The sequence below is a fragment of the Erythrobacter sp. SDW2 genome (genome assembly GCF_021431965.1).
Classification (GTDB): domain Bacteria; phylum Pseudomonadota; class Alphaproteobacteria; order Sphingomonadales; family Sphingomonadaceae; genus Parerythrobacter.
Map to the genome: position 1 here is coordinate 124,872 of NZ_CP090370.1, position 14,543 is coordinate 139,414.

Annotated in this window: 11 protein-coding genes; 10 read left to right on the forward strand and 1 reads right to left on the reverse strand. The window is 63.2% G+C overall.

Annotation, left to right across the window (positions count from 1 at the left end; translation table 11 throughout):
- Positions 1 to 5 precede the first annotated feature (5 nt).
- The 3 genes from LY632_RS00635 to LY632_RS00645 all read left to right on the forward strand — a co-directional run bounded on the left by LY632_RS00635 (position 6) and on the right by LY632_RS00645 (position 3,668).
- A complete protein-coding gene (locus tag LY632_RS00635) occupies positions 6 to 575 on the forward strand; it encodes an RNA polymerase sigma factor (protein ID WP_234091899.1) in 570 nt (189 codons plus the stop codon).
- Between the two features lie 106 nt (positions 576 to 681).
- Complete coding sequence (locus LY632_RS00640) at positions 682 to 2,448, forward strand: copper resistance system multicopper oxidase (RefSeq protein WP_234091900.1); 1,767 nt, start codon at positions 682 to 684, stop codon at positions 2,446 to 2,448.
- Positions 2,448 to 3,668: a copper resistance protein B gene (locus LY632_RS00645; RefSeq protein ID WP_109808970.1), complete on the forward strand. Its 1,221-nt coding sequence runs from the start codon at positions 2,448 to 2,450 to the stop codon at positions 3,666 to 3,668. Before LY632_RS00640 ends, LY632_RS00645 begins: the two co-directional genes overlap by 1 nt.
- A 226-nt stretch (positions 3,669 to 3,894) precedes the next feature.
- Here the strand turns inward: LY632_RS00645 and LY632_RS00650 are convergent, their stop codons facing one another.
- Positions 3,895 to 4,290 carry a helix-turn-helix domain-containing protein gene (locus LY632_RS00650; protein WP_234091901.1) on the reverse strand — a complete coding sequence of 132 codons (396 nt, stop codon included), beginning with the start codon at positions 4,288 to 4,290 and terminating at the stop codon, positions 3,895 to 3,897.
- Between the two features lie 67 nt (positions 4,291 to 4,357).
- Here LY632_RS00650 and LY632_RS00655 point away from each other — a divergent pair, with 67 nt between their 5' ends.
- From LY632_RS00655 to LY632_RS00685, 7 genes are all read left to right on the forward strand, one after another.
- Positions 4,358 to 4,978 (forward strand): cation transporter, encoded by a 621-nt coding sequence (locus LY632_RS00655; protein WP_234091902.1) that lies wholly within the window; start codon positions 4,358 to 4,360, stop codon positions 4,976 to 4,978.
- The gene (locus tag LY632_RS00660) at positions 4,971 to 5,366 is read left to right on the forward strand and encodes a DUF3703 domain-containing protein (protein ID WP_144097304.1); all 396 of its coding nucleotides are present in this window, start codon (positions 4,971 to 4,973) and stop codon (positions 5,364 to 5,366) included. The genes LY632_RS00655 and LY632_RS00660 overlap by 8 nt, the downstream gene beginning before the upstream one ends.
- 487 nt (positions 5,367 to 5,853) lie before the next feature.
- The gene (locus LY632_RS00665; protein ID WP_234091903.1) at positions 5,854 to 7,107 is read left to right on the forward strand and encodes a TolC family protein; all 1,254 of its coding nucleotides are present in this window, start codon (positions 5,854 to 5,856) and stop codon (positions 7,105 to 7,107) included.
- Between the two features lie 11 nt (positions 7,108 to 7,118).
- Entirely contained in the window at positions 7,119 to 8,264 is a 1,146-nt protein-coding gene (locus LY632_RS00670; RefSeq protein WP_144097416.1) for an efflux RND transporter periplasmic adaptor subunit, read from the forward strand.
- A 58-nt stretch (positions 8,265 to 8,322) separates the two neighbouring features.
- On the forward strand, positions 8,323 to 11,589 hold the full coding sequence (locus LY632_RS00675; RefSeq protein ID WP_234093273.1) for an efflux RND transporter permease subunit: 3,267 nt from the start codon (positions 8,323 to 8,325) through the stop codon (positions 11,587 to 11,589).
- A gap of 4 nt (positions 11,590 to 11,593) precedes the next feature.
- Complete coding sequence (locus tag LY632_RS00680) at positions 11,594 to 13,561, forward strand: heavy metal translocating P-type ATPase (protein ID WP_234091904.1); 1,968 nt, start codon at positions 11,594 to 11,596, stop codon at positions 13,559 to 13,561.
- Between the two features lie 626 nt (positions 13,562 to 14,187).
- Positions 14,188 to 14,532, forward strand: a complete 345-nt coding sequence (locus LY632_RS00685) for a helix-turn-helix transcriptional regulator (RefSeq protein ID WP_234091905.1) — start codon at positions 14,188 to 14,190, stop codon at positions 14,530 to 14,532.
- Positions 14,533 to 14,543 lie beyond the last annotated feature (11 nt).

Genomic DNA, 14,543 nt, shown 5'->3' on the forward strand with positions numbered 1-14,543 from the left:
CATTCGTGCAGGGGCTCGACGACACTATTGAATCCGGCCTCGTCGAAAAGGTCAGGGCTGGTAACAGGACGGCATTCGGCCGGCTTGTCGAACCCCATTTGCCGCGACTGCTTGGGCTCGCCCGCCGAATGCTTGGATCTTCGGAAGAGGCCGAGGACGCTCTGCAGACTGCTCTTGCATCAACATGGGTAGCTCGAGCCAAGCTGGACCCCGCCAAACCGATTGCGGCTTATCTTACGACCGTAACACTCAACAAATGCCGCGATAGGCTCCGGCGACGCAAGGTCTCACAATTTTTGGGCATTGGATCGTTCGATCCGGAGATTCCGATTGCCTCTGACGAGCCAGGCACCGAAACCCTGGTTGCCGACCGGCAAATGCTCCATGAAGTCTCACGGGCAATCGAAAGGTTACCAGTCCGACTACGTGAAGCGCTGGTCCTGGTCGCCGTGGAAGGACGAAGCCACCGCGAGGTTTCGCAGTTACTTGGCGTGACGGAGAAGACGGTCGAAACGCGCGTGTACCGTGCCCGTCAGCGCCTGCGCGAAAAAAACTCGGATATGTTTGAGGCCTAATCGCAGTTCATGCGTAAGGCTGGGTATGAGCAACACGAAACGCACTCAACAATTTGCTTTTGACCGCCGCAGATTTCTGACCCGTAGCGCCCAAGCCGCGACGTTTATGGGGCTAGCGCACACCGTCCCGGCATGGGCCCGAGGAGGTGATCTGCACAACGGGGCGATCCGCCCCGGCTTCGACGAAGTGTCGGGCCGCGACATCGCACTGACGATCGGCGAAGGGCCTCGCGTCGTGCAGGGCCGCCGCGGACACGCTGTTGCCGTCAACGGTAGCGTGCCGGGTCCGCTGGTTCGCCTCCAGGAAGGTCAGCCGGTTCGGATCGCGGTCACGAACACGCTCGACGAAGACAGCTCGATCCACTGGCACGGGCTGCTTCTGCCATTCCAGTACGACGGCGTACCGGGTGTCAGCTTTCCCGGCATCAAACCTGGAGAGACTTTCGTCTATGACATCCCCGCGCTGCGACAGAGCGGCACCTACTGGTGGCATAGTCACTCGGGGTTGCAGGAGCAGGCCGGGCACTACGGCCCGATCGTGGTTGAACCCGCCGGGGCGGACCCCGTGCAAACGGACCGCGACTATGTTCTACTCCTGAGCGACTTCACGCCTCTTCACCCCCATACGATCATGGACAAGCTGAAGAAGGGCGAAGGCTACTTCAATTACCAGCAGAACACCTGGACCGACGACTATCCGCTGTCGGGCGAGGACCGCCGGATGTGGGCGCGTATGCGCATGATGGCGACCGACATCCTCGACGTGACCGGCTCGACCTACACCTATCTCGCCAACGGGCGCGGCCCGGAAGAGGGTCTGGAGTTCCTGTTCAACCCTGGAGAACGGGTACGGCTGCGCGTCATCAATGGCAGCGCGATGACCTTCTTCAACGTCCGCATTCCCGGCGTGAAATTCTGGGTGGTCGGCGCCGACGGCCAGAACGTGCGCCCGATCGAGGTCGAGGAGTTCCAGATCGGCACGGCGGAGACCTACGACATCGTCGTCGAGCCGACCGGCGAAGCCCGCACGATCGTCGCCGAAAGCATGGATCGGTCAGGCATGGCCGTAGCTACCTTGGCATCCCGCCCCGGCGCGCGGGCAACCGTGCCGCCCCTGCGCGATCCGCCGCTGCTGACGATGGCGGACATGGGTATGAATCACGGGTCGGGCGGGATGGACCATGGCGGCGGCGACATGGCCGGCATGGATCATTCGGCCATGGGCCATGACATGCCGTCGCAGGGTGGGACTGCCGAGCCGATGGCCGGGATGGATATGAGCGGCATGAACATGCGAGACACGTCCTTGCTGCCGCCCAGCGTGAAGGTCGGCCCCGGAATCGACATGGTGTCGATGAACCCCGTCGATCGAATGGGCGATCCGGGCCTTGGCCTGGACAACGTTCCGCACAAGGTTCTCAACTACAAGGATCTCGTGGCGCTCGAACCGAACGACGATCTGCGCCGCCCGTCACGGAGCATGGAAATTCACCTGACCGGCAATATGGAGCGCTACATGTGGTCGTTCGACGGCAAGAAGTTCACCGCCGTCAGCGACGATCCAATCCGCTTCGCCTATAACGAGCGAGTCCGGGTCAAACTCGTCAACGACACGATGATGGCGCACCCGATCCACCTGCACGGCCATTTCTTCGAACTGGTCAACGGCGCGCCTGCCGATCGCCAGCCGCAGAAGCACACGGTGATCGTCCAGCCCGGCGGCAGCGCGACCTTCGACCTCACCGCCGACGAACAGGGCGACTGGGCCTTCCACTGCCATCTGCTCTACCACATGCATTCGGGCATGTTTCAGATCGTGACCGTCGCCAAGCCGCCTTCGGCACCCGATGTGAAGCGGGTGGGAGAAGACTGATGCGCCTGGTCGTCGCCATGCTCCTCGCGAGCGCCGCAACTCCCGCTATCGCACAGGACCATTCAGGTCACGCGCTGCCTAGCGCGCAATCGCCAGCCCAGACCGAATGCGAACAGGAAGCCGCACGCCATCGCGCCATGGGCCATCCGGTGCCCGAGGGGGCTTGTGAGCCTGCCACGCCACCGGGGGAACCAGTCTCCGCCGATCGGCACGAGGGCCATTCTGGCATGGATCATTCGCAGATGGACCACGCTCAAATGGAAGGAATGGACCATTCCGCCATGGACCATTCGGCGATGGATCATAGCGAGATGCCGGCGATGGAACATTCCAATATGGAAAGCATGGACCACGCGGCGATGGGCCATGAAGGGATGCAATCGTCCGGCCAAGCGCCGATGGACCATCAGACGATGGACCATGGAGACATGGACCACGGAGCCATGGACCATGGCACGATGGACATGACACCCATCCCACAAGGACCGCCTCCGGCAGCGGCGGGATCGGGACCGCCCCGCGCCGCCGACGCGATCTGGGGCGCCGAAGCGATGCGCGCCTCGCGCGATGCTCTGCGCGCCGAGAACGGCGGGATGAACGTGTTCTGGTTCCAGGGCGATCGGGCTGAGTATCGCGCACGGGAAGGTGGCGATGGTTACTTGTGGGACGTGCAAGGCTATTACGGCGGCGACCTCGACAAATTCTGGTTCAAGAGCGAGGGCGAAGGTACCTTCGGAGAGAAGCCCGAGTCCGCCGAAATCCAAGGCCTTTGGAGCCACGCGATCGGTCCTTGGTGGGACCTGCAGGCTGGTGTTCGACAGGACCTGACCGGTCCCGAACGCACCCATGCCGTCATCGGCGTGCAGGGACTTGCACCTTATATGTTCGAGATCGACGCGGCCGCGTTCCTGTCCACCAAAGGCGATCTGACGGCACGTGTGGAAGCCGAACTAGACCAGCGCATTACCCAGCGCCTGATCCTCCAACCGCGCGCCGAAGTGAACCTGTCAGCGCAGGACATTCCCGAACTGGGTGTCGGAGCAGGTCTCGAATCGGTCGAACTCGGACTGCGGCTGCGCTACGAATTCGCGCGTGAATTCGCGCCCTATGTCGGCGTTGAACAGGAATGGAAGGTGGGCCAAAGCGCCGACTATGCCCGCATTGCGGGCGAGGATCCGAGCGTGACCAACTACGTTGTGGGCGTCCGATTCTGGTTTTGAACACCGCCGCTTAGTGTGGGCGAATGGCGGGCCTTCATTTTTGATGTGTTCAATTTAGGACAGCTAATGAACATCCTATTTGGATGATCACGTAGCTTTTTTGGGACTCAACATTGGTTCTGCGGCTACTGAAGTCAGGGCGGGATCAATGTACGCCTTGCACCTCATTTCGGTCTTCTGAGACTGCATCCAATGACGTCCAAAGCCGACCCTCCGCCAGTCATTGTCAACGCATGGGGCGCGCGAGGCTTTCGAGAATGCGACACTCGCCTACACTGTCCGAACGGCAGGAATGAAGAAGCTGCCCAAGCTCGCCATGGAGTGACTGCAAATCTAAGATCTTGCGTTCGACATCCTCGAGATGATCCCGCACGATTTGATCAACATCTTCGCAGGGCTTGTCGTCGTGATCGGAAAGCATGAGCAATTCTTTCACTTGCACCATGTTGAATCCCAAGCCTCTAGCCCTACGCACGAAAGTCAGGGTAGCCAAATGGCTGTCGGAATAATCACGGTAGTTACTATCAGTCCTGTCGGCGACGGGCAGAACACCTTCACGCTCATAATAGCGGATGGTTTCCGCCTTGGTGCCGGTGGCTTTGGCGAGTTCTCCGATACGCATCGCTTGACCTTGTAGTTGCTACAAGGTGCATATGTGCTTGCGACTCGAATGTTGCAAGGAGAGCCGCATGGCCAAGTCCTGCTGCCAGACACCGGAACCCGATACCGCTGCGCACAATGAGCCGCGCTGGCGCCGCGCCCTTTGGATCGCGCTCATCGCGAACGCAGCCATGTTCATAGTCGAAATGGTAACGGGTATCGCTGCCGATTCCCGCTCCCTTCAGGCCGACGCGCTCGATTTCTTCGGCGATGCAGCGAACTATGCGATCAGCCTGGGCGTTGCCGGGATGGCGCTCGCATGGCGGGCGAAAGCTGCTCTGATAAAGGCAGCAACCATGCTCGCCTTCGGTATCTGGGTGATCGGCTACGCCATCTATGGCTTCATAGCAGGTGCCGATCCGGAGCCTTCGACGATGGGAATAGTCGGCACGCTGGCGTTGGCGACCAACGTAATCGTCGCACTTATGCTTTTCCGCTTCCGCGAGGGCGATGCGAACATGCGGTCGGTCTGGATTTGCTCGCGCAACGACGCCATCGGGAACATCGCGGTTCTCGGGGCCGCTCTCGGCGTTTTCGGAACGGGTCAGGCATGGCCCGACCTGCTGGTCGCCTCGATCATGGCCGGACTGGCGTTCTGGGGAAGCATCGAGGTATTCGGGCAGGCGCGGCGGGAGCTGGCCCATGAATAGCAATACCATCAGTAGCAGGAATGCATTCCTCGCAGAAGAATACCGACGCGCAGCGAAGGCCGCGAAGGAGCAGAATTTCGAGGAAGCCTGGCACCATCTCGAGCGCGCCCACGTGGTCGCTCAAGACCGTTTCGGACCGCACTGCGTCGCGCATTTGCGCATGCTGCGGCTTGCCTGGAGAGTAGGAGACTGGCGGGAGGTCCGCGGTCAGATGTTCAGGCTTGCGCTCGCTCCCCTGGGTAACGCTACAGGAAAGCTGCCGGTCGGAAACACCGGCCGTTCCAATGTCAGTGCTTTCACCCGGATGGAAATAGAGCCGGAGATCAGACGCGTGCTCGGTCTATCGCCAACTCGAAATGATTGCTCATCAAAGAAAAGCGTTTGGTAGAGTGGGCGATATTGTCATGACATCACATTTCGTCATTCAAGATTGTTCTTCCTTGGTGAAGCTCGCGCTGCTACCGGACACCCGATGACCCGGTTCTTCGCCCGTTCTCCGTTGCTACGGCTTATCACGCTGTGCACCGCGCTCGGTGTCCTATGGGCACCGGTGGCGGAAGCGGCCGAATGCGCGGGAGAGCCCTCGGTAGCATCCCAACTCGAGCAGCACGACGAGCCCGGCGATGATGACCGTGGCCCGGAGAAGCACGGCGCATGTGCGCATGGCCATTGCCATCATGCTTCGCAGGCCGTCGGACGGTCGTCTGACGCCGTCACCTTGGGCTCGGTGATGAGCGGCCTACGCGCTGGCGACCAGCCCTCGTTCGCGTCCAATCTGACCGAACTGGCAACGCCCCCTCCTCGCGGCTGACGTTCGCCGCGCGTCGGACCTGTTTTCCGACGCTAACTGAACGTCACCAAAGGAATACCCATCAATGTTCGCCATATCGTGGCGAGCAGCCCCCGTCTGGGGGCTGATACTCGCCCTGTCCACGGGACCTGCCAGCGCGCAGGACCCGCGTGTCGTCACGCTCGACGACGCCCTCGAACTCAGCGGGGTCGCCGCTGAGGCCGATACCGCCACCACCAACCCTCGCCTCGTGGGTCCCCGCGCGGAATCCGAGGCGGCAGCGGCGCTTGTCGATCAGGCTCGCCTCCGGCCTAATCCCGAAGTGTCCTTCGAGGTCGAGAACCTCGCTGGCAGCGGGGCTTTTTCCGGCCTTCAGGCGACCGAGTATACACTCTCTGTAGGACAGCGTCTCGAACTAGGCGGCAAACGCTCCGCCCGTGTCAGTGCGGCTGAAGCCCAGGCGGGACTCGCATCCCTCAGGGCCGATCTGACCACGGTCGAACTCGGCCAACTGGTGCGCGAGCGATACCTCACGGCTGTTGCCGCAGCTGCCAGGGTCGAACTTGCGCAGGATGTGGTCGCGCGCAATGAAGAACTGGCGCGTATAGCTGGCGTCCTTGTGGAAGTCGGCCGCGAGCCGCCTCTGCGCGCGCTGAGAGCGGATGCAGCCCTCGCCGAAGCGCGCGCACATCTGGTCGAGGCCGAGGCGGAGAGCCTGTCGGCTCGAACTGCGCTCGCCGCTCTATGGGCGGGCGGTGAAGCGCCCTTCGTTCCAGCTGAATTTCCGAATGTTCTCCCGCCCGCCTCACTTATGGCCGATGCGACGGAAAGTCTGACCTACAGGGTCGCGCGTGCCGAAAGCACGGCTGCTGCGGCGGAAATTGAGCGGCAGCGAACTCTGCGTATTCCGGATCCGACAGTCTCCGCGGGCGTGCGGCGCTTCGGGGAAAGCGGCGATAACGCCTTCCTCGTCGGTGTTTCGATCCCGCTTCCCTTTCGGGATCGCAACCAGGGCAACGTTGCGGCTGCCGAGGCTCGGTTGCGGGCAGCGAACGCTCGCGAAGCCGTAGCCCTCGCGGACTACGAGCAGGCGGTCGCCAGCGCCCGCGCAAGGTATCTTGGTGCCGAAGCGCGCGTCGAGACCCTGTCGCGGACATCGCTCCCGCAGGCGGAGGAGGCGCTACGCCTCGTGAGCATCGGATATCGCAACGGACGTTTCCCCCTGATCGAAGTTCTCGCTGCCGCCGAGGCGCGCGACACGATCCGCGAGGCGCTCATCGCCGCCCGCGAACAGAGGGGCCTGGCCGCAGCCGAACTGATCGGGCTGGCCGCACAATGAAAGATACATCCATGATACGCAGAAATCTGGCGATCCTCGTCGGTATCGTAATCGCGATCGGCGCGCTGACGCTGATCTTCTGGCCGACCGCCAAAGACGACGACCATACGGAGGAGGAAGCGGAGGCGGAGACACCCGAGGGGGTGGTCACACTGAGCGAGGAGCAGATCAGCGAGGCCGCGATACAGCTGACCGCCGTGCGGTCTGGCGCCGCTGTCGAGCTCGTCTTCCCGGCGACCGTCGCTGCAAGCCCCACCGCTTCCGCGCGGATCGACGCCCGTGCTTCTGGCGTCGTTCGCTCGGTGGGCAAGACGCTCGGCGACTATGTGTCGCGCGGGGAAACCGTCGCCCGCATCGAAAGCGCGGACGCTGCGGCTCTCGCCTCGCAGCTCAGTGCCGCGCGTGCGCGGGTGGGCGAGCTGTCGGCCGCCTACGAACGCGAACGGCGGTTGTTCGAAGCAAACGTCACCGCCCGCCAGGACCTGGAAGCCGCGCAGGCCAATCTCAGCGTAGCGCGTTCGGAACTGCAACGGGCGCAGGCGGCAGTAGCAGCAGCCGGTGTCAGCGGTGATGGGCGATCGCTGGCAGTCACCTCTCCTCTGGCCGGCAGAATCACCGCGGCACCCATTGTGCTCGGAGCCTTCGTGAACGCCGGCGAGGAGCTTTACAGCGTGGTCGATCCGAACGGGCTTCAGATCGAGGTGGCGCTCCCTTCCGCTGAAGCCTCCCGCATCCAGCCTGGTGACGAGGCCGTGCTGGTCGTCGGCGATGGCCGCGAAATTGGCGCCCGGGTGCGTTCGGTCACGCCTTCTCTCGATCCGGAAAGCCGCAGTGCCACTGCGGTCCTGTCGTTGTCGCGCGGTATTCCTGGCCTTCAGCCGGGCGCGTTTCTCCAGGCGCGGATCAGACCTTCGGGTGAGATCGACCGCGACCGCATCGCGGTGCCGGAGGACGCTATCCAGGTGGTCGAGGGGCGCGATGTCGTTTTTGTCCGGACGAAGACCGGGTTCCAGGCCCGCGAGGTCCAAGTCGGAACTCGGTCTGCGGGCATGGTGACAATTCTCTCCGGCCTCCAGGAGGGATGGCGGATCGCTGTCGCCAACGCCTTCCTGCTCAAGGCCGAACTCGGGAAGGAGGGCGCCGAACATGGTCACTGAGACACGGCCCACGCCCGAGGTGGGAAACCACACCGGTTCGGCCAGCCATCGCCACGGTTTGATCGGGGCTATCCTCGACATCGCCGTGCGGTTCCGCTGGGCGGTCATCGTCCTCACCGTCTTCGCCGCGATCTACGGCGCCATGAACCTTTTGCGCCTGCCGATCGATGCGGTGCCGGACATCACCAACACGCAGGTGCAGATCAACACCAGCGCGCCCGCGCTCTCCCCGTCGCAGGTGGAGACGCAGGTGACATTCCCCATCGAGACCGGGCTTGCCGGGATCGAGGGGCTCGAGATGACCCGCTCGATCTCGCGCAACGGCTTCAGCCAGGTCACGGCGATCTTCGAAGAAGGCACCGATATCTACTTCGCGCGCCAACAGGTGAACGAACGGCTCGCCCCGATCGGTGCCTCGCTGCCGGAAGGAGCGGAGCCCACGATGGGACCGATCTCGACGGGCCTGGGCGAAGTGCTCATGTATACGATCGAATACGAGTACCCGGGAGGTCGCGATGCGCCCAAGGGTGGTCGAACCGGCTGGCAGCCGGACGGGAGCTTCATCACCGAACGCGGCGAGCGCCTCGACACCGAAGTCGCCAAGGCAGCCTATCTTCGCACGGTGCAGGACTGGGTCGTTGCACCGCTCATGCGCTCAATCGATGGCGTCGCAGGCGTGGACTCGATCGGTGGCTACGAGAAGCAGTTCCTGGTCCAGCCCGATCCCGCCCGGCTGACCGGCTACGGCCTGTCGTTCGACACCCTGATCGATGCTCTGGAAGCGGCGAACCTTGCTGAGGGCGCCAATTTCGTCGATCGCGCCGGAGAGGCTCTGCTCGTCCGCGTCGATGCGCGGCTTGGAGGCACGCAAGATATCGAACAGGCGGTCGTCGCGACCCGCGAGGGCGTTCCGATCCGGATCGGAGATGTCGCCTCGGTTCGCATCGGCGGCGACCTCAGAACCGGTGCTGCCTCGCTCAATGGCGAGGAGGCGGTTGTGGGTACGGTCCTCATGCGCAGCGGCGAGAACAGCCGCACCGTGGCCGCCGCCTCGGCCGAACGACTGGAAGAAGTTCGCGCCTCGCTCCCTGCCGGAGTGGTCGCCGAAATCGTCTACAACCGCTCGTCGCTCGTCGATGCGACTATTGCAACCGTTGAAAAGAACCTCGTCGAGGGCGCGCTCCTGGTTATCGCAGTCCTGTTCCTGATGCTCGGCAATATCCGGGCAGCGATCATCGCCGCATTGGTCATTCCGGTATCCATGCTGATGGCCGCCGTGGGAATGGACAGGCTTGGAGTGTCGGGCAATCTGATGAGCCTCGGGGCACTTGACTTCGGCCTCATCGTCGATGGCGCGGTCATCATCGTCGAGAACAGCGTCGCGCGGCTCGCTGCGAGGCAGCACCACGAAGGCAGACTGCTCAGCCTCGGCGAGCGGCTGACCGAGACGCGGCTGGCGGCACAGGAGATGATCAGGCCGACCGTCTACGGCCAGGCGATCATCCTCTTGGTCTATGCGCCGCTTCTCACCTTCACTGGTGTCGAGGGCAAGACGTTCTCGCCCATGGCCATCACGGTCATGCTGGCGCTCGCCTCCGCCTTCGTGCTGTCGCTGACCTTTGTCCCGGCGATGATCGCGGTGCTCCTCAATCGCAAGCTGACCGAGAAGGAGGTCAAGCCGGTCCGGATCGCGAAGGAACGCTATGGCCCGGCCCTGCGCCGTGCCATCGCACGCCCATGGCCGGTGATCGGAGCGGGTGCCGGGCTGTTTGCCGTAGCAGCTTTGATGTTTACCTTTCTCGGCAGCGAGTTCACGCCCCAGCTCGACGAGCGGGACATCGCGGTTCAGTCGCTGCGGATACCGTCGACCTCGCTCGAACGCTCGCTCGCCATGCAGAGACAGGTGGAGGACAAGCTCGAGGCCTTCCCACAAGTAGAACTGGTTTTCTCGCGCACCGGCACGGCCGAGGTCGCGAGCGATCCGATGCCGCCGAACGCGTCCGATGCCTACGTCATCCTGAAGCCGCGCGAGGAGTGGCCCGATCCCGACCTGTCGAAGGACGAACTTGTCGCCGAGATGGAGGAATCGCTCAGCGGTCTGGTCGGCAACCTCTACGAGTTCAGCCAACCCATCGAACTGCGCTTCAACGAGCTGATCGCGGGTGTTCGCGGCGACGTGGCGGTCAAGCTCTACGGAGACGACCTCACGGCGCTGACCCGGTCAGCCGGAGAAGTGGCCGGGGTGCTTCGCGGCGTCGAGGGTGCTGCCGACGTCAAGGTCCAGCAGGTCACCGGCTTCCCCACGCTCGACATCGCCTTCGATCGACCGACGATTGCCCGCTATGGTCTGACCGTGGAGGAGGTCGCGCAGTCTGTGGCCATCGCGCTGGGCGGCCGCCCTGCGGGACTGGTGTTTGAGGGTGACCGCCGGTTCGATGTCGTCGTGCGGCTCGCCGATGCGACCCGGGACGATTTCGATCAGCTCGGCGCTCTTCCCATAGTGCTCGAAAACGGGGTCACCGTTCCCCTTCGCACGCTGGCGGATTTCCAGGTAGTCGACGGCCTCGCCGAGGTCCGGCGCGAGCAGGGTCGCCGGCTGGTGATCGTGTCGGCGAACGTGCGCGAGCGCGATCTCGGCTCGTTTGTCGAGGAGGCCCGGGCGGGCGTCTCCGAGAACGTCAATCTGCCGGCTGCCTCCTTCATCGAATGGGGCGGACAATACCAGAACCTCCAGGCCGCGCAGGCGAGGCTCGGGCTCGTCGTTCCGGTCTGCTTCGCGCTGGTCTTGCTGCTGCTGTTCATGGCGCTGGGCGGGTGGGTTCCGGCACTCGCGGTGTTCAGCGCGATACCGATGGCGCTGGCAGGCGGAGTGTTCGCGCTTGCCTTGCGGGGGATGCCGTTCTCGGTGTCCGCCGCGGTGGGCTTCATCGCTCTTTCGGGTGTCGCGGTGCTGAATGGCCTCGTGATGATGACGGCAATCCGACAGCGCCTCGACAAGGGAATGTCGCTCGATGACGCGATCTGTGACGGTGCGCTGGCAAGACTGCGGCCAGTGCTGATGACTGCGCTGGTGGCTTCGCTCGGCTTCGTGCCCATGGCCATCGCGACTGGAACCGGCGCCGAAGTGCAGCGTCCGTTGGCTACGGTCGTGATCGGCGGATTGATCACCGCGACCGCGCTTACGCTCTTCGTCCTTCCCGCCATTGCCAGGCTGGTGCTGCGGGAGAACGGTCAAGATGTCGGATGGCGAGAAAAATGGCGAGCGATGCTCCGGCTCAACCTGACCCGCGATGAGCGCCGCGAATATCCCACTGGGGAGATCTGAATTTATGGCTGACAATCACGATCACGCGCATGGGGCTGCCAAGCTTTTCGGCCTGCCCGTAGAGCTGGCCTTCGCACTCCTTTCCGGCATCACGCTGGCCGTGGGGTTCGCGGTGGAAAAGCTGGTGCCCGCCGCGCCGGACTGGTTGCCTCTCGCAGGGTATGGTGCCGCCTACTTTTTCGGCGGACTGTTCACGCTGCGCGAAGCAGTCGAGAATGCGCTGGCGCGCCAGTTCAAGATTGACTCGCTCATGCTCGTCGCGGCGGCGGGCGCGGCGATCCTGGGCGAGTTCGCGGAAGGTGCACTGCTGCTGTTCCTGTTCAGCCTGGGTCATGCGCTAGAAAGTTTCGCCATGGGCCGCGCGAAGCGCGCGATCGACGCGCTGGCCGAACTTGCACCCGAACGCGCGACCGTGCTGCGCGACGGATCGCCGGTCGATGTCGCAGTCGAGGAACTTGTCGTCGGCGACGTCGTGCTGGTCCGTCCCAACGAGCGCCTGCCTGCCGATGGTTTCATCATCAAGGGTCAGTCTGCCATCAATCAGGCACCCGTGACCGGCGAGAGCATTCCGGTCGACAAACGTCCGGTTGAGGATCGTGCCGCAGCGCGCACGGCTGCCGGCGCCGTCGATGCCGTCTCGCGCGCCTTTGCCGGGACCATCAATGGCAGCGGCGCGCTGGAAATCGAGGTGACGCGTAAATCGAACGAAAGCACGCTCAGCAAGGTTGCCGCGCTGGTGGCTGCAGCGGAAACCGAACGCTCGCCCACCCAGCGGATGACCGACAAGTTTGAACGCGTATTTGTCCCTCTCGTGCTACTGCTGGTCGCGCTGTTGCTCTGTGCGCCGCTGGTGATCGACGAGCCTTTCAGCGAGAGTTTCTATCGTGCCATGGCCGTGCTGGTCGCGGCCAGTCCCTGTGCCCTGGCAATCGCCACGCCCAGTGCCGTGCTGTCCGGTGTAGCCCGCGCGGCACGTGGCGGCGTGCTGGTGAAAGGCGGCGCAGCGCTGGAAGACCTCGGCACGCTGAAGGCCATCGCCTTCGACAAGACCGGCACGCTCACCGAAGGTGAGCCGCGGATAACCGATGTGATCCCGGCCCCGGGCATTGATGAACGTGAGCTGCTGCAAGTCGCCGTGGCGGTCGAGGCGCTGAGCGACCATCCACTGGCGCAAGCGGTCGTTAGGGATGGCAAGGCGCGTCTGGACGCACCAGCGGATCGGAAAGCCGAGGGCCTGGAAAGCCTCACCGGACGCGGTGTGAAAGCCATGCTCGAAGGTGAGACGGCATGGATCGGCAAAGCGGAGATGTTCGGTGCGGATGGGCTCAAACCGCTCGGCACACCGTCAGCCGACGCCATCGAGAAGCTGCGCGATAAGGGGCGCACGACCATGGCCGTGCGCTACGGCGGGCGCGATCTCGGCGTAATCGGGATGATGGATACGCCGCGCGACGGCGCGCAGGAGACGCTAGCCGAACTTCGCAGGCTTGGCATTGAACGGATGCTCATGATCTCGGGCGATCACGCCAAGGTAGCCGAGGCGATCGCTGCCGAGGTGGGGCTGGACGAGGCGCGCGGCGACCTGATGCCCGAAGACAAGGTCGCGACTATCGAGGCGCTCAGCCAGGAAGCGAAGGTCGCCATGGTCGGCGACGGAGTGAATGATGCGCCCGCCATGGCGCGCGCCACAGTCGGCATTGCCATGGGCGCCGCCGGATCCGACGTCGCGCTTGAAACGGCGGACGTCGCCTTGATGGCGGATGATTTGCGCCATCTGCCCTTTGCCGTCGGCCTGTCTCGCAAATCGCGCAGCATCATCCGCCAGAACGTCTATGTCAGCCTGGGCGTAGTCGCTCTGCTGGTCCCTGCCACCATATTCGGCCTCGGGATCGGGCCCGCTGTCGTGATGCATGAAGGATCGACGCTTCTCGTCGTCTTCAATGCGTTGCGACTTCTTCGCTACGATCCATAGCTGAGCGTTTTTTGCGCTCCGGACAGGCCAGATTCCCCGCAAGCAAGCAGAGCCAGTGAGCGAGATGAAGGGCAAGATTGCGGCTACGCTCATCAATCTGACAACGTTGAATACCGCATTCGACCTGCCAGAGGAGGCGGTCCGGAATACCTGTGATTTCGGGCCATGCTGCCAAGTCCCCGGCGATTTCCATTGTCCTGCAACCAAATTCTTCCGCATGACTATCGCGCTGAGCCCGGTGAACCTTGCGGCAGCGCGAGCGCGGTCGAGTATGCAGAAATCGATTTTGGTGTCTGACATAATCCGGGTAACCCGGCCCATGTCGTAATCGGCTTGCATTAGACGCTGCATAAAACGCGACACGTACGACCGGGCTGCACTCATCCGCTCATCAACGGTTAGATAGTCCCCGTCCCACGCGGACTGTCACTCACGTAAGCGGATGGGCTCTGCCCGAGCGAACGCTGCGGTCATCGATCCGTCAAGCAAACTGGTTGCATATACCGGCAAGCGCAGAGGCGCTCTGACGCAGATCAGGAAAATCTTGGTTCGACAACAATCGAAATATCGATTGACGCGTTGCGTGCCACATCATATTTCGATCAATCTAGAAGGATCGACAAGTCATGGTAGAAACGAGCGCTCAGGACTGGTCTGTCGATGCACTCGGCGCACTTGCCCACGAAACACGCCTGTCCGTTTTCCGGATGTTGGTAAAGGCGGGACCCGAGGGTTGCATTGCCGGCGCGATTGCCGAAAGGGCGGGCGTACCTCCCTCGACCATGTCGCATCACCTTGCGACCCTTGAGCGGGCGGGTCTGGTTCAGTCGGAACGTGAGAGCCGCCTCATTCACTACCGCGCAGACTTTGGCGGTATGCGCAAGCTGCTTGCTTTCCTGATGGAAGATTGTTGCCAAGGCGATCCGCTGGTCTGCGCCAACCTGTTCGAACTTAGCGCCTGCAAGCCCTGACTGCAGATCAG